Here is a 16016-nt window from a genome sequence, read left to right on the forward strand (position 1 = left end):
ATGGTCGGTCGATAGGCTGCCGCCTGCGATCGGCGGGCGGACGCCCTTCGCATGGGGCGGCGCAGGCCGCCTCCGCAACCGTACGGGGGAGGGCTCGTGATGTGGGTGACGCGGCAGAGGCTGCGGGTGGGCACCGGTCTGCTGGTGACCGGGGCGCTCGTACTGTCCGGATGCGACTCGGCCACCCCGGAGTCGGCGCCGTCGGCGAGCGCCTCCGCGACGCCGTCGCGGACGTTCACCCCCGGCGCGGCCGGGGTCGGTGACACCTACTTCCCCACCTACGGCAACGGTGGGTACGACGTCGGGCGGTACACCGTCAAGGTGCGCTACGACCCGGCGAAGGACCAGCTGACCGGCACGGCCACGGTGCAGGCCACCGCGACGGCCGACCTGTCGGCGTTCAACCTCGACCTGGCCGGCCTGACCGTCACGACGGTCACCGTCGATGGCGCCCCGGCCACCCACACGCGGGACAAGAACGAGCTGGTGATCAAGCCGGCCGCCGGCCTGATCGAGGGCAACGGGTTCGTCGCCGAGATCGGGTACGAGGGGCAGCCGAAGCCGTTGAAGAACGAGGTGCTCGGCGACGGCGGGTTCCTGCACACGTCCGACGGCGCCATCGCGCTGGGCCAGCCCGAGTCGGCGAGCACCTGGTTCCCGGTCAACGACCACCCCTCCGACAAGGCGGCCTACGACTTCGAGATCACCGTCCCGGACGGTGTGACCGCCGTCAGCAACGGCGTACCGGGCGGCAAGACCAGCAAGGACGGCTGGACGACCTGGAAGTGGTCGGAGAAGTCGCCGATGGCCAGCTACCTGAGCACGGTGGTGATCGGCAAGTTCCGGATCACCACGGGTGAGCACAAGGGACGGCCGGTGTACAGCGCGGTCACCACGAAGGTGGCCAAGGGCGCGGCGGACGCGTCGATCGCGAAGACCGTCAAGGTGGCCGACTACCTGGAGAGCGTCTTCGGGCCGTACCCGTTCGACGCGTACGGCGGTGTGGTGGTCTCCGACAGCCGCATCGGCTACGCGCTGGAGACGCAGAGCCGCCCGGTCTACTCCGCCGGCTTCTTCCGGCAGGGCGAGAACACCGAGGTGGTCGCCCACGAGCTGGCCCACCAGTGGTTCGGTGACAGCGTGGCGCTGGCCAAGTGGGAGGACATCTGGCTCAACGAGGGCTTCGCGACGTACGCGGAGTGGCTCTGGGCCGAGCACAGCAAGGAGTACACCGCCGAGCAGGCGTTCGACATCCGGTACGCCCGGGTGCCGGCGCAGGTGTGGAGGACGCCGCCGGGCAAGCCGGGGGTGAAGGAGCTGTTCAGCGAGTCGGTCTACCAGCGCGGCGGGATGACCCTGCACGCGCTGCGGGTGGCGGTCGGCGACAAGGCGTTCTTCGAGATCGTCAAGACCTGGGCGGCGGAGAAGCGCAACGGCACCGCCACGACGGCCGAGTTCGTGGCCCTCGCGGAGCGCATCTCTGGCAAGCAGCTCGACGCCGTCTTCGACGCCTGGCTCTACGGCACGAAGAAGCCCCCCACCCCCAAGGCCCTCTGATCCCATCCCGGTTCCCCGCGATCTGTGCGACCGCGGGGACCGGGGTCAGGTCTTGATACGCAGGGTGGGGTGGGCGGCCAGGTAGGCCTCGGCGCGGCCGGCGCGGAGTTCGGTGATGAAGTCCCGGCCGACGCTGGTGAGCTGTTCGCCGCGGTAGGCGCTGCCCTTTCCGACGCCCGAGCCGGGCAGGCCGACCAGGACGAACCGGTCCTCCGGCACCCCGCCCAGCGCGTACGCCAGGTCGACGATCTTCCGGCCGCCCACGTAGACCAGGGTGTCGCCCAGCGCGGCGACCACCTGGTCGACCCGCTCCGGCTGCCGGGCCAGGCCCTCGTCCAGGATCTTGCGGGTCAGCGCCCGGATCAGCTGCTGCTGGTGGCGCTGCCGGGCGTAGTCGCCGCCGGTGATGTAGCGCTGCCGGGCGTAGTCCAGGGCCTGCCAGCCGTTGAGGTGCCGGTCGCCCTTCTCGTAGATCATCTGCGGCCCCTTGTATCCGCCGGGCGCGCTCTCCCGGTACTTGCCGTCGGGCCGACGGTGCAGCGAGGCGACCCGCTGGTCGACGTAGATGTCCACGCCACCGAGGGCGTTCACCAGCCGGTCGAACCCGGTGAAGGTGAGTACCGCGCCGGCGTCGATGCGCAGCCCGGTGTACCCGCTGACCGTGCTGCGCAGCAGCTCGTACCCCTGGGCGGTGCTCGGCTGCTTGGGCCTGCCCGGCACCCGGCTGCCGTAGCTCATCGCGTGGGTGAGCTTGGTCTTACCGCCCTTGTAGCCGGCCTTCGGGAACGCCGGGATGTCCACCAGCAGGTCGCGGGGGAGCGAGAAGAGGTACGCCCGGCCCAGCCCCTTGGGTACGTGCAGCACCAGCACGGCGTCGGCGTGCGGCTCCCAGCCGGGCACGCTGACCCGGGTGTCCACCCCGACGAGCAGCAGGTTCAGCGGCCCGGTGATGTTGGCGCCCGGCGGCGGCCCGGTCGGGCTCGGGCTGGGCGTGCCGGCCGGCGGCGCGCTCGGCGAGCCGGGCGCCGGTGCCCCGCCCTGCGGCGTGCTGCCGGCGGTCAACCGGGTGACCACCACCGCCCCGGTCGCGACCAGCGCGACGATGGCGAGGGCCGCCAGCCCCAGCAGCAGCCACCGTCGGCGCGGTGCCATCGATCCGAGGACCATCCTGGATTTCCTTCCACCCGTGTCCCGAACAACGCTCCGACGGGTGCTCCGGGTTGCGGCCGGAAGGCGCCGGGTCGGTCGGCCGGTGCATGATCGCGCGAAAACTGCCGCTGGCGCGAGCGCTACTCACGGGTAATGATGCGTTCATGCGGTACGACGTGCTCGTCATCGGGTCCGGCTTCGGCGGCAGCGTCACCGCGCTCCGGCTGGCCGAGAAGGGCTATTCGGTCGGCGTGCTGGAGGCGGGCCGGCGGTTCGCCGACGACGAGTTCCCGCAGACGTCGTGGCGGGCCCGCCGGTTCCTGTGGGCGCCGAAGCTGGGCTGCTACGGCATCCAGCGGATCACCCTGCTCCGGCCTGCCGACCGCCGATCCGGCGGCGGCGTGCTGGTGCTCTCCGGCGCCGGGGTGGGCGGCGGCTCGCTCGTCTACGCGAACACCCTCTACGAGCCGCTGCCGGCCTTCTACGCAGATCCGCAGTGGCGGAACATCACCGACTGGCGCGACGAGCTGGCCCGCCACTACGACCAGGCGAAGCGGATGCTCGGCGTCACCACGTACCCGGTGGACACCGGGGCGGACCGGGCCATGCGGGCGGTGGCCGAGCGGATGGGGGTGGGCCACACCTTCCACGCCACCCCGGTCGGCGTGCACATCGGCCGCCCCGGCCAGCGGGTCGCCGACCCGTACTTCGGCGGCGCCGGCCCGGAGCGCACCGGCTGCCTGCACTGCGGCTCGTGCATGACCGGCTGCCGGCACGGGGCGAAGAACACGCTGGTCAAGAACTACCTCTGGCTCGCGGAGCGGTTGGGCGCCACGGTGCACCCGCTGACCACGGTGACCGCCGTCCGTCCGGCCACCGGCGGCGGGTACGAGGTGCACACCGTCCGCACCGGCGCCTGGCTGCGTCGCCGCCGCCAGGTGTTCCACGCCGACCAGGTGGTCTTCGCGGCCGGGGCGCTGGGCACCCAACGGCTGCTGCACGCCATGAAGACCGAGGGGGCGTTGCCGGGGCTGTCGCCGCGCCTGGGCGAGCTGACCCGGACCAACTCGGAGGCGATCCTGGGGGCCTCGGTGCCGCGTCAGCGGGCCCGGTCCGAACGGCTGGACTTCACCGAGGGGGTGGCGATCACCAGCTCGTTCCACCCCGACCCGCAGACCCACGTCGAGCCGGTCCGCTACGGGCGCGGTTCCAACGCGATGGGCCTGCTCCAGTCGCTGCTGGTCGACGGCGGCCCGCACCGGGTCCGGCGCTGGCTGGGCAGCATCGTGCGGCAGCCCGGGCTGGCCGCCCGGATGCTGTCGGTGCGCGGCTGGTCGGAGCGGACGGTGATCGCCCTGGTGATGCAGTCGGCGGACAACTCGCTGACCACCCGGTGGCGGCGCGGCGCGCTCGGCCGCCGGCTGGTCACCGGCCCGGGCCACGGGGCGCCGAACCCGACCTGGATCCCGGCCGGCAACACCGCGGCCCGGCTGCTGGCCGAGGAGATCGGTGGTACGCCGGGCGGCTCGCTCACCGAGCCGTTCGACATCCCGATGACCGCGCACATCCTGGGCGGGGCGGTGATCGGGGCCACCCCCGCCGACGGGGTGATCGATCCCTACCACCGGGTGTACGGGCACCCCGGGTTGCACGTGGTGGACGGCGCGGCGATCTCGGCCAACCTCGGCGTCAACCCGTCGCTGACGATCACCGCGCAGGCCGAGCGGGCCATGTCCCTCTGGCCCAACCGGGACCAGCCCGACCCCCGTCCACCGCTGGGCGGCCCCTACCGCCGGCTGGACCCGGTCACGCCGCGGACCCCCGCCGTCCCCGCCGACGCCCCGGCCGCCCTGCGCCCCTGACCAGACACGGTGGCGGCTGTTGGCGAGCCGGTGCCGGGGGCGGCGGTGACCGTCGGTAGGCTTTGTGCGCATGAGCCTGCCTCGCCCCGTCCTCGTGGTGGACTTCGGAGCCCAGTACGCCCAGCTCATCGCGCGCCGGGTCCGCGAGGCGAAGGTCTACTCCGAGATCGTGCCGCACTCGATGCCGGTCGCCGAGATGCTGGCGAAGAACCCGGCCGCGATCATCCTCTCCGGCGGCCCGTCCAGCGTCTACGCGCCGAACGCGCCGCAGATCGACGCCGGCATGTTCACCGCCGACGTCCCGGTCTTCGGCATCTGCTACGGCTTCCAGGCGATGGCGCAGGCGCTCGGCGGCACGGTCGCGAAGACGGGCAACCGCGAGTACGGCGGCACGCCGCTGCGCCCCCGCCTGCTCGAGCCCGGTGTGCTGCTCCGCGACCTGCCGGCCGACCTGCCGGTCTGGATGAGCCACGGCGACTGCGTCACCGAGGCCCCCGAGGGCTTCACGGTGACCGCCGAGTCGGCGGGCGCGCCGGTGGCCGCGTTCGAGGACCTCGCCGGTCGCCGGGCGGGCGTGCAGTTCCACCCGGAGGTCGGGCACACCGCGCACGGCCAGGAGATGCTGACCCGCTTCCTGTACGACATCGCCGGCATCGAGCCGACCTGGACGGCTGAGAACATCATCGACGAGCAGGTGGCCCGGATCCGCGCCCAGGTCGGCGACAAGGAGGTCATCTGCGGCCTGTCCGGCGGGGTGGACTCGGCGGTCGCCGCCGCGCTGGTGCACAAGGCGGTCGGTGACCAGCTCACCTGTGTCTTCGTCGACCACGGCCTGCTGCGCGCCGGCGAGGCGGAGCAGGTGGAGAAGGACTACGTGGCGGCCACCGGCATCAAGCTGAAGGTGGTCGACGCGGCGGACCGGTTCCTCGGCGCGCTGGCCGGGGTGACCGACCCGGAGCAGAAGCGCAAGATCATCGGTCGCGAGTTCATCCGGGTCTTCGAGGCCGCCGCCCGCGAGATCGCCTCGCACGGCGACGTGGAGTTCCTGGTCCAGGGCACCCTCTACCCGGACGTGGTCGAGTCCGGCGGCGGCACCGGCACCGCCAACATCAAGAGCCACCACAACGTGGGCGGCCTGCCGGAGGACCTGAAGTTCGCCCTGGTCGAGCCGCTGCGCACGCTGTTCAAGGACGAGGTCCGGGCGCTCGGCCTGGAGCTGGGCCTGCCCGAGGCGATGGTCTGGCGGCACCCGTTCCCGGGCCCCGGCCTGGCCATCCGGATCATCGGCGCGGTCGACCAGGAGCGACTGGACCTGCTGCGCCGCGCCGACCTGATCGCCCGCGAGGAGCTGACCGCTGCCGGCCTCGACCGGGGTGTCTGGCAGTTCCCGGTGGTGCTGCTCGCCGACGTGCGCAGCGTCGGCGTGCAGGGCGACGGGCGCAGCTACGGGCATCCCGTGGTGCTGCGCCCGGTCTCCAGCGAGGACGCGATGACCGCCGACTGGTCACGGCTGCCCTACGAGGTGGTGGCCCGCATCTCCACCCGGATCACCAACGAGGTTGCCGAGGTCAACCGGGTGGTGCTGGACGTGACCAGCAAGCCGCCGGGCACCATCGAGTGGGAGTGAGCGCCGCTCACCCGGCCGGCGGCGTGCTGGACGGGGTCGTCGGCGGGTAGGGCGGCGTCGGGGCGTACCCCGGGGCCGGCTGGCCGGGCGCGGGCCCGGCGGTGGGCGGCGGGCCCTGCGGCGCGACGCCCGCCGGGTGCGGCCAGGCCGGCGCGCTGGTGGGCTCCTCGGGCATCAGGAACCACATGATCGGGTACGCGAGCAGCGCGAGCCCGCCGGTGAGCAGGCCGGTGACCGCGAACATCACCCGGACCAGGGTGGGGTCGACGGCGAAGTACCGACCGAGACCGCTGGCGACACCGGCCACCATGCGGTCGGTGGTGGGTCGCCGGAGCTGCTTGTACGGGGCGTGGGGAGCGGTGGTGGATGTCATGCCTCCACGTTCCGCGCCGGTGCCCCGGCCGCCCTCGGTGACCGCCCGGATCCTTACCCTGACCGATCCCTGACCGGGGCCAAAGAGTCAGGAATCCGACTCTTTTCCGTTCCGGTAACCCGGCCCGGGGAGAATTTGGTCCCGTGACCACCTTGCTGGAGCCGCTCCGCAGGATCGCGGCATACGCAGTTTGTGCTGACTCAGACGGCCGAGTGTTGCTGGTCCGTGCCTCGGAGCGCTCCGGCACACCCGGCACGTGGTCGCTGCCCGGCGGGGCGGTCGACCACGGTGAGGACCCGAACCACACGGTCGTGCGGGAGACCGCCGCCGAGACCGGCCTCTCGGTCGCCGTCTCGGGCCTGGCCGACGTGCTCGCCGACATGCGGGCGCTGCCGGAGCGCGGCATCACCATCCACACCGACCGGCTGATCTACCGGGTGGCGGTGCGGGGCGGCACGCTGTCCGACCGGGTCGGCGAGCGCCCCACCGACCTGGCCCGCTGGTACACCCTCGACGAGGCGCGGGAGCTGCCGCTGCGCTCGTTCACCGCGCGCGCCCTCGGGCTGCCCGCGTCCTCGGCCGACGTGGTGCCCGACGAGGCGCCCGAGTTCCCCTCCTTCTACGCGGTGCCCGGCCCGGACGGGCTGCACCGCGCGCAGCGCTTCGCCGCGTACGCGGTCTGCACCGACCCGGCCGGTCGGGTGCTGCTCACCCGGGTCTCCGACGGCTACCCGGGCGCCGGCTGCTGGCATCTGCCCGGCGGCGGCACCGACTACGGCGAGCAGCCGGGCGCGGCGCTGATCCGGGAGCTGGTCGAGGAGACGGGCCAGACCGGCCGCCTGGTCGAGCTGCTCGGGGTGGCGAGCCATCGCGACGCCGCCTCGCTCGGCCCGGAGGGCTACCCGATCGACTGGCACGGCGTCCGCGCCTTCTACCGGGTGGTGGTGGACCAGCCCAACCCGTTGACCGTGGCCGACGTCGGCGGCTCGACCTGCGAGGCCCGCTGGTTCGCCCGCGAGGAGCTCGGCGCCCTCCCCACCCACCACCTCACCGAGGTGACCGCCGAAGCCGTCCAAGCCGCCCAACTCACCTAACCCCCGCCCCTCCCGGCCCCGGGCCCCCTGTCCCGCGCTGATCATGAAGTTATTGTCAGGACACGCCGAGATGGACGGCGATAACTTCATGATCGACGGGTGGCGGCGGGGACGGCGGGGGGCGGGGGAGTGGGGAGCGGGATGGAGTTGCGGCGCGGTGTGGGGGTTTACGGGGTTCTGCGGGAATCTGGGCGGGTTCTGCTTGTTCGGGACGGGACGGACGGGGAGGTTCCCGGGGTCTGGCGGTTGCCGGGGGGTGCGGTGGCGCACGCCGAGCATCCGGAGCACGCGGTGGTCCGCGAGGTCGCCCGGCAGACCGGGCTGACCGTGACGGTGGACCGGCTGCTGGCAGCCGTCGCCGACGTGACCACCTACCCCGAGGACGACGTCGCCCTGCACACCGACCGGTTGGCGTTCGAGCTGAGCGTCCTCGGTGGCACGCTGCGCGACGCCGCGGACGGTCCGACCGACCAGGCTCGCTGGGTCACCACGGCAGAGGCGGCCCGGCTGCCGCTGGCTCCGTTCAGCGCCGAGCTGCTCGGCCTGCCGGTCACCCCGCTCCCGACCGGTACGCGCCGACCCCGCGAGCCGTTCCCGCCGGCGCACCCCGACCGCCGGCTGCGCTTCGGGGCGTACGGGCTGGTCACCGACCCGGCCGGGCGGATCCTGCTCACCCAGATCGCGGACGGCTACCCGGGGGCCGGGCAGTGGCACCTGCCGGGTGGCGGCACCGATCACGGTGAGCAACCGACCACCGGGCTGCTCCGCGAGCTGGTCGAGGAGGGCGGCCAGCTGGGCCGGGTGGTGGAGCTGCTCGGCGTGGACAACCTGCACAACCCCGCGGCGCTCGGCCCGGAGGGTCGTCCGCTGGACTGGCACGGCGTGCGGGTGATCTATCGGGTGCTGGTGGACGTACCCACCGACGCGGTGGTCACCGAGTCGGCGGGCGGGTCGACGGCCCGGGCGGGCTGGTTCACCCCGGCCCAGGCCGCTGACCTGCCGTTGACCGGCATCGCTGCCTCGGCAATCGGACGGCGGGGCCGATAGCCCACGCTCGGTGAGCCGAGATGGTGACCCTCCGGTACAGTCGGAGGAGGGAATGATGGAGGAAACGGGCGATGAGGCCCGGCATGGGAATAAGAGAGCGGTTCGCGCGGTTTAAGCCAGATATAAGTACCGCCGGCAGCTATCGCCAAGTCCTGTTCCCTTATGCGATGGTGTACTCCGCAAAACGGCTGCCGGGCCACGCAGGTCCGGCACGAGACAGCCGGACACCCGCCCCACGGCGGGCCAGCCGATCCGGTGATGGAGGAAACGTGCCGAGAGCCCCATGGCGCCGGCGTCGTACGACTGACAGTCCGCGCCCCGCAGGGCGTCGCTGGGCGGGCCGGTTGCGCCGCAGCAGCACGTTCGCGCGTCAGGTGCTGCTGGTCCGTGTGGGCCGCCGCGACGGCGACCTGGGGACCACCGATGTGGCGTTGCCCGAGCGCCGGTACGCCGACCGGCAGCGCCGCCGCTACGGCCTGGACCGGCTCGGTCGCTCGTCGTTCGGCGTCCGCCGTTCGGAGATCGAGGCGGTCATGCCGGTCAGCCCGGCACTGCCGCCGATGGCGCACGTCGACGAGGCTTCGGCCGGGTCGATCCCACTGCTGCCCGGTGAGCGCACACTCGCCCGCCGGATGAAGTTCGGCCTGGTCAACGCGTGCACGCTGGCCAGCCTGATGCTCGGCATGCTCGCCATCTTCCAGGCCATGCAGGGTGAGGTGCGCATCGCCGCGCTCTGCCTGATCGCCTGCGTCGCCTTCGACGGTCTGGACGGGGCGCTGGCCCGCCGGCTCAACGTGGCCAGCCCATTCGGCGCGCAGATGGACTCGCTGGCCGACATGTGCTCGTTCGGCCTCGCCGCACCGGTGGTGGTCTACGCCTCACTCGCCGGTTCCGTCTCGACGGCCGCGGCGGCGGTGGCCTGCGCCCTGGTGGCGGCCTGTGCCGCGATCCGCCTGGCCCGTTTCAACGTCTCGCCCAAGGATGGCCGCTTCTTCTGCGGGGTGCCCACCACCATGGCGGCCGCGGTGCTCGCCGTGACCGTCGCGATCGGCCTGCCCGTGCCCGGCCCCGTGCTGGTCGCCGGGGTGGCGCTGCTCGCCTTCGCGATGGTGTCCAGCTTCCCGTACGCCAAGCTCGCCCGGCTGGTCAAGCTGCCGCCGTGGCTCTGGCTGGCCCCGGTGATCGGCGCGCTGGTCGACATCCGGCTCACCTTCGCCCTGATCGTGGTGGGTTACCTGGTCAGCGGCCCGGTGCTCTGGCTGCGGCAGCGTCGTACCGCCTGATCCGCTTGAGAGAACGGGGCGCCCGCTGACCGGCGGGCGCCCCGTTCCTCGTTTGACGGCTCAGCGCCAGCGGGCGATGACCGTGGAGCCCCCGACCACCTTGTCGCCCGGCCCGACCAGCGGCTCGGCGGCCTCGGCCGGCAGGTACACGTCGGTCCGGGAGCCGAACCGGATCAGCCCGAAGCGTTCGCCCTTGGCCAGCAGCGCGCCGATCGGCGCGCGCTGCACGATCCGGCGGGCGATCAGCCCGGTCCGCTGCGCGACCACCACCGTGCCACGGCTGGTGTCCAACACCGTGTACGCGGCCACGTTGTGCTCGGCGTCCGGCTTCATCGCGTTGACGAAGCCGCCGTCGGCGACGAAGTAGTCCACCACCTTGCCGGCGACCGGCGCCCGGTTGACGTGCACGTCCAGCACGGACAGGAAGACCGCGATCCGCAGCCACTCACCCTCGCCGAAACGTTCGTCGTGCAGTCGCTGCACCGACAGGACCTGCCCGTCGGCGCTGGCGACCACGGCCGTCGGGTCCTCCGGTACGTCGCGCTGCGGGTCGCGGAAGAACGCGGCGACCGGCCCGGCGGCCAGCGCCGGCAGCAGCCACAGCTTGGACGAGGGACGTGCCACCCGGGCCAGCACGGCCAGGCCCAGCGTGATGCCCGCCGCGGCCACCCCGTTGGAGTCGATGTGCATGCCACGGGTCAGCGGCACGCTCGACGGCCGGTGCGCCGGCGCCAACCGGTCGGCGGCGGCCGGGCTGGCCGGGGTGAACCGCAGTCGGTAGATCCGTACCGGCGGCGAGTTGCGCAGCACCAGGTCGGCACCGACGCCGTAGAGGGCGTCCTGCCGGGCCAGTTCGGCGGCAGCGCCGGTGGTCCGGCCGGGCGTGGCGGTCGTCGCGACGCTCAGCACGGCACCGTCGGCCAGGTGCTTCACCAGAGCCTCGATGCCGCTGCGGGTCTCCTCGGCGGTGCCGGTGAACGCCTCGCCGGCGATGACCACCCCGGCGGCCCCGGCCTCGGCCAGCGAGTCGATCACGTGGACCCGGTCGGCGACCCACCGACCCTGGGCGGTGACGTGCTCGCGGAGCACGGTGGCGCCGGACGACTCGGCGGGCACCACGGTGAGCCGGTCACCGGGGAGCAGCGCCTCGATCGCCGCGGCCAGCACCGCGGACTCCGGGCTCGCGCCGATCAGGAGGGCGACCTTGGGATCGTTGATCCGGGCCAGCTCGGTGACGAGCGTACGGGCGGCTCGCTCGCCGATGCGGACCGGACCGGACCGACCGGTGGTACGCACGGCGGGGGACTGGGTCATGTCGGACGGGCTCCTGACGGGGTAGAGACGGGAATCGCGGCGGGGCCGCCATGGCGGGACGGGCCGGCCGGCGGAGGCGAGATCTCCACCGGCCAGCATATGCGCCTGCCCGCGCCGGCCGCACCGCCGTAGCGGTCGAGAAGCCCGACGCGGGCAGGCGCTGGGTCAGGGCTCCCGCCGCTGATCCTCCCGTTCGCCCGCCGGGTGGTCGACCCGGGTCGGCTCGTCCGCCCCGGCCTCGCCCTCGGCCCCGGTGGGTCGGGCGAGGAGATTGGTGGTCGGCTCGTCGCCGCCGTCGGCGGGCTGAGCGGAGACCGGGGCGGTCTCCGGTTCCGACGGCGGGTGGGCCAGCCAGGCCGGGTGGATCACCTCGGCCGTCGGCGTCTCCGGTGCCCGCATCTCGGCGGTCGGCGTCTCCGGTGCCGGTCCCGCCGTCGGAGTGTCCCAGGTCGAGCGCTCGGCGTCCCAGGACGGCAGGCCCGCGCCGGAGGTCGGTGCGGCCGCACCGGAGACCGGCGCGGCGGGCTCGGTGGCGACGGCGTCCGCGGTGGCCGCCTCCGGTTGGGCCGGCCGGCCGGAGCGCAGCGCGCCGACCAGCCCGAAGACACCGATCAGGATCAGGGCGCCGGCCAGGAACCAGCCGACCGGCGGCAGTGCGAGCCCGAGCAACTGGGCGAGCAGCCACCAGGCGGACAGCGCCAGGAAGACCAACCCGAAGGCGAACGACACCAGGTCCGTACGGTGAGCCTTCACCGGGTCACCTCCAGGTTGCCGGCATTGACGTGGATGTACAGGCGCAGCGTGCCGCCCCCGGGCCCGTCCGCGCCGAGATCGGTGGACTCCCGCAGGCGCCCGTCCAGACCGCCGGACCGGTTGCCGAAGATGGTGGCGTCGCCCGCGTTGACGTCGGCCACGGTGGTGACGTCCACGTTCGGGGGCACGACCACGGTCGCCTGGCCGAAGTTGATCGACACGGTCACCTGGGTCTCCCGCTTGGCGAAGTCGATCCCGCGCAGGTCGAGCACGGCGTCACCGAAGCTGTTCTCGTACCGGTCGGCGAGGTCGCGGTAGTCGGTGGGCGCCCAGGTCACCGCACCGTCGACCCCGCGGATCCGGTCGTAGGACTCGGCCACGGTGGCCGTTCCCAGCGCGGCGGCGGTCACCAGGCCGAGCGCGATCAGCCAGCGGGCCCGGCCGAACCAGGTGCCGACCAGCAGCCCCAGCGCGATCGTGGCCAACGCGGCGGCGAAGTACGCCGACGCGCCGACGTCGAAGACGTCCAGCAGATCCAGCAGGGCGACCACGCCGAGGGCCAGGAAGATCAGCGAGAAGGTCACCGCGCCGAGCGGCGACCGCTCCTTGGGTCGCTTCGGCGGCTTGGGCGGCTTCGGGGGCTTCGGCGGGGGGTACGCGGCCGGTGAGGCGTACGGCCCGTGCGGCGCGAACGGGGCGCGGTATCCGGCCGGTTGCGGCGGCGTGACCGGGTAGCCGGCGCCGGTAGCGGGAGCACCGGTCACCGGTGCCGACGGCCAACCGCCGCTGGGCGTGCCGGTGCTCGGCCAGCCGGGTGCGGCGGGTGCGGGTGCGGGCCAGCCGGCCTGCGGAACCGTCGCGCCGGCCGGTTGCCCGGACACCGGGCCCACCCCGGACACCGGCTGCGCGCTGGTGAACGGCTGTGGGCCGGCGGCCGGCTGCGCGCCGTAAGCCGGGGTGTGCAGGGTCGGTGACACCTCCGGTGCCGGGGTGGCGTACGCCGGATCCACGCCTGCCAGCGGGCCGGTGGGCGGCACGGCGCCGTGCGTCGGCGCAGGCCAACTGACCGGCGGGACGGGGCCGGACGGCGTACCGACCGGTGCGGGCGGCACCGGCCCACCCGGGGCGCCGGGCTGTGGCCCTCGGCTGTCCCGGTTGAGCAGCAGCGCACCGCCGATCAGGATGGCCGCGCCGAGCAGCACCGCGCGGAAGGCGTCGGTGACGATGTAGCCGAAGCTGGCCGCGACCAGGATGCCCAGCACGATCACGGTCACCGGCGACATGCTGGACCGGCCGCGCCCGAGCATGGACTCCACCGGGGAGGCGGTGTCGCCCTCGTTCGGGATGATCAGCCAGGCGGCGACGTACACCAGGATGCCGATGCCGCCGAAGAAGCCGAGCACCGCGAGCAGCACCCGCCACAGCACCGGGTCGGTGTTGGTGGCTCGACCGATGGCCGCGCAGACGCCGGCGAGGTAGCGCCCCTCGCGAGGCCGGACCAGCCCGTACCGCGAGGTGAAGCCGGCGCCGCCCAGCGGCGGTGGCGGTGCCGACGGACCGGGACCACCCGGCCCGGGCGGCATGCCCCCGCCCGCCCCGTACCCGGTGCCGGCCGCGTAGCCGGGCCCGTAGCCCGCTCCGCCCGGCCCGTAGCCGGCCGAAGCGCCCGGTGTGGGGTCGGCGGCCGGGCCGGCGTCGAACCCGGTGGCGGCGCCGGTGGGCGGGCCGAACGGGGTGGGCTCGGCCCAGCCGGCGGGTATCGCGGCTGGTGAGGGCGGTGATGAACCGCCCGGCTGTGCCGACCCGGGTCGGGGCGGCTGGGCAGCTTCCTCGGTCATGCCTCGATCCTGCTGCCCGGTCGGCCCGAGCGACCTCAGGACCCGACCCTGACCCCACCCTGAGATCCGGGCGGCCGGAATGTCGGGGGCGTCCCCGTGGTCGCGGCACGCCGCAGCGTGTGACGATCGGATCCACCGACCTCGCCCCACCCGCCACCGTGACCAGGGAGCCCCCGATCAGCACCGTGACCCCGCCCCCGCGCCTCTACCGCGCCCCCGAGCACCGGATGGCCGCCGGCGTCGCCGCCGGCATCGCCGACCACCTCGGCATCTCGGTGCTGCGGGTGCGGGTCGCGTTCATGGTGCTGCTCGGGCTGAGTGGCCTCGGCCTGCTGCTCTACGCGGCCTTCTGGGCGGTGGTGCCGCTACGACCTGGTGACACCGGGGTGCCGCCCCGGCGGGACGTGGCCCAGCTCCTGCCGTTCGTGGGGATCGGGCTCGGCGTCCTGCTGATCCAGGTGATGGTCTTCGACTCGGTCGGTGCGGCGGGCACCGCCGGCTGGCTGGTGGCCATCATCGCCGTCGGCGCCGGGGTCATCTGGCACCAGTCCGCGCCCGAGCGGCGGCGGCGGTGGGGCGACACGATGCCGGTGCCCTGGCTCGGCGCGGTGGTCGAGGAGAGCGACCGGCGGGCCTTCGTGCTCCGGTTCATCGGCGGCGGGGTGCTGGTGGCGGTCGGCATCATCGGCGTCGCGGCGGTCTACTCGCCGGCGCAGAACTTCGACGCCGTGATCAACGGTGTGATCTTCGCGCTGGTCGGGTTGGCCGGGGTCGGCGTGGTCGCCGCGCCGGTGCTCTGGCGGACGTACAGCCAGCTCCGCTCCGAGCGTGAGGGGCGCATCCGCGAGCAGGAGCGGGCCGAGCTGGCCGCGATGGTGCACGACCAGGTGCTGCACACGTTGGCCCTGATCCAGCGCAACGCCGGTGACGTCAAGACGGTGCAGCGGCTGGCCCGGGGGCAGGAACGCTCCCTGCGCAACTGGCTCTACAAGCCCACGGCCTCGCCGAACGAGCGCTTCGCGGCGGCGTTGGAGCAGGCCGCGGCCGAGGTTGAGGACACCTTCGCGATCACGGTGGAGGCGGTGGTGGTCGGCGACCGGGAGACCGACGAGCGGGTCGGCGCGCTGGTCGCCGCCGCGCGGGAGGCTCTGGTGAACGCGGCCCGGCACGCCGGGGTGCAGACCGTGTCGTTGTACGCGGAGGTGGAGCCGGATCAGGTCAGCGTCTTCGTCCGGGACCGGGGGAAGGGCTTCGATCCGGATACCGTGGAGGACCACCGGCACGGCGTACGCGGCTCGATCATCGGGCGGATGAAGCGGCACGGCGGACGGGCCGAGATCCGGTCCGGCCCGGGGGAGGGGACCGAGGTCCGGTTGATCCTGCCGATCTCCCGGGACTCGTCCGCAGCGGAGAGGAACAGATGACCATGGCCGAGCAGTCGATGGAGCACCTCGACCCGGCGGACGCCCGCCCCGAGCGGCTGCGGGTGTTCCTGGTGGACGACCACGCCATGTTCCGGGCCGGGGTCCGCGCCGAGCTGGGCGCCCACGTCGAGGTGGTGGGGGAGGCGAGCACGGTGGCCGAGGCGGTCACCCGGATCGCCGCCACGGGACCGGACGTGGTGCTGCTCGACGTGCACATGCCCGACGGGGGCGGGCGTGCGGTGCTGGAGGCGATGCGCCGCGGCCACCCGCAGGTCAAGTTCCTGGCGCTGAGCGTCTCGGACGCGGCGGAGGACGTGATCGGGCTGATCCGTGCCGGCGCCCGGGGTTACGTCACCAAGACCATCTCCCCCGACGAGCTGGCCGCGGCGATCCGCCGGGTCGCCGACGGTGACGCGGTGTTCAGCCCTCGGCTGGCCGGGTTCGTGCTGGACGCCTTCGCGGCCCGGCCGGACGCCCCGGTGGCCGATCCGGAGCTGGACCAGCTCACCAACCGGGAGCGGGAGGTGCTGCGGCTGCTGGCCCGCGGGTACGCGTACAAGGAGATCGCCAAGGAGCTGTTCATCTCCATCAAGACGGTGGAGACGCACGTGTCGAACGTGCTGCGCAAGCTCCAGATGTCCAACCGCTACGAGCTCTCCCGATGGGCGGCGGACCGCCGGCTCGTGTGATCTGTT

The 16016-nt window shown here is 73.6% G+C and carries 12 protein-coding genes and 1 pseudogene; 8 read left to right on the forward strand and 5 right to left on the reverse strand.

Translation table 11 applies throughout. The features are described from left to right. The first annotated feature begins 99 nt into the window (after window positions 1-99). On the forward strand, window positions 100-1557 hold the full coding sequence (locus AB0K07_RS20060) for a M1 family metallopeptidase (protein ID WP_363757167.1): 1458 nt from the start codon (window positions 100-102) through the stop codon (window positions 1555-1557). A 45-nt stretch (window positions 1558-1602) separates the two neighbouring features. Here the strand turns inward: AB0K07_RS20060 and AB0K07_RS20065 are convergent, their stop codons facing one another. Then, window positions 1603-2724, reverse strand: a complete 1122-nt coding sequence (locus AB0K07_RS20065; protein WP_363756910.1) for an LCP family protein — start codon at window positions 2722-2724, stop codon at window positions 1603-1605. Between the two features lie 146 nt (window positions 2725-2870). Here AB0K07_RS20065 and AB0K07_RS20070 point away from each other — a divergent pair, with 146 nt between their 5' ends. Next, a complete protein-coding gene (locus AB0K07_RS20070) occupies window positions 2871-4568 on the forward strand; it encodes a GMC family oxidoreductase (protein WP_363756911.1) in 1698 nt (565 codons plus the stop codon). 70 nt (window positions 4569-4638) lie between these two features. Further along, window positions 4639-6195: a glutamine-hydrolyzing GMP synthase gene (gene guaA, locus AB0K07_RS20075; RefSeq protein ID WP_363756912.1), complete on the forward strand. Its 1557-nt coding sequence runs from the start codon at window positions 4639-4641 to the stop codon at window positions 6193-6195. Between the two features lie 7 nt (window positions 6196-6202). Here the strand turns inward: guaA and AB0K07_RS20080 are convergent, their stop codons facing one another. Further along, window positions 6203-6568, reverse strand: coding sequence for a PspC domain-containing protein (locus AB0K07_RS20080; protein WP_363756913.1), 366 nt, complete (start codon window positions 6566-6568; stop codon window positions 6203-6205). A 143-nt stretch (window positions 6569-6711) separates the two neighbouring features. On the opposite strand from AB0K07_RS20080, the gene AB0K07_RS20085 reads away from it, so the two are divergent. From AB0K07_RS20085 to AB0K07_RS20095, 3 genes are all read left to right on the forward strand, one after another. After that, complete coding sequence (locus AB0K07_RS20085; RefSeq protein ID WP_363756914.1) at window positions 6712-7662, forward strand: NUDIX domain-containing protein; 951 nt, start codon at window positions 6712-6714, stop codon at window positions 7660-7662. Window positions 7663-7803: 141 nt separating this feature from the next. Then, the gene (locus tag AB0K07_RS20090; RefSeq protein WP_363756915.1) at window positions 7804-8709 is read left to right on the forward strand and encodes an NUDIX domain-containing protein; all 906 of its coding nucleotides are present in this window, start codon (window positions 7804-7806) and stop codon (window positions 8707-8709) included. Between the two features lie 344 nt (window positions 8710-9053). After that, window positions 9054-9992, forward strand: a complete 939-nt coding sequence (locus tag AB0K07_RS20095; protein WP_363756916.1) for a CDP-alcohol phosphatidyltransferase family protein — start codon at window positions 9054-9056, stop codon at window positions 9990-9992. Between the two features lie 60 nt (window positions 9993-10052). Here the strand turns inward: AB0K07_RS20095 and AB0K07_RS20100 are convergent, their stop codons facing one another. From AB0K07_RS20100 to AB0K07_RS20110, 3 genes and pseudogenes are all read right to left on the reverse strand, one after another. Beyond that, a complete protein-coding gene (locus tag AB0K07_RS20100) occupies window positions 10053-11306 on the reverse strand; it encodes a phosphatidylserine decarboxylase (RefSeq protein ID WP_363756917.1) in 1254 nt (417 codons plus the stop codon). Window positions 11307-11858: 552 nt separating this feature from the next. Continuing rightward, a pseudogene (locus AB0K07_RS20105) lies at window positions 11859-12059 on the reverse strand (hypothetical protein); the annotation flags it as partial. Then, window positions 12056-13642: a PspC domain-containing protein gene (locus AB0K07_RS20110; protein WP_363757168.1), complete on the reverse strand. Its 1587-nt coding sequence runs from the start codon at window positions 13640-13642 to the stop codon at window positions 12056-12058. The pseudogene AB0K07_RS20105 and the gene AB0K07_RS20110, both read right to left, overlap by 4 nt. A gap of 413 nt (window positions 13643-14055) precedes the next feature. Between AB0K07_RS20110 and AB0K07_RS20115 the strand changes: the two genes are divergently transcribed. After that, window positions 14056-15321 (forward strand): PspC domain-containing protein, encoded by a 1266-nt coding sequence (locus AB0K07_RS20115; protein ID WP_363757169.1) that lies wholly within the window; start codon window positions 14056-14058, stop codon window positions 15319-15321. 2 nt (window positions 15322-15323) lie between these two features. Next, a complete protein-coding gene (locus tag AB0K07_RS20120; protein WP_363757170.1) occupies window positions 15324-16010 on the forward strand; it encodes a response regulator transcription factor in 687 nt (228 codons plus the stop codon). Window positions 16011-16016: the final 6 nt, after the last annotated feature.

Source organism: Micromonospora sp. NPDC049301 (assembly GCF_040678715.1).
In the GTDB taxonomy this organism is placed as follows: Bacteria; Actinomycetota; Actinomycetes; order Mycobacteriales; family Micromonosporaceae; genus Micromonospora.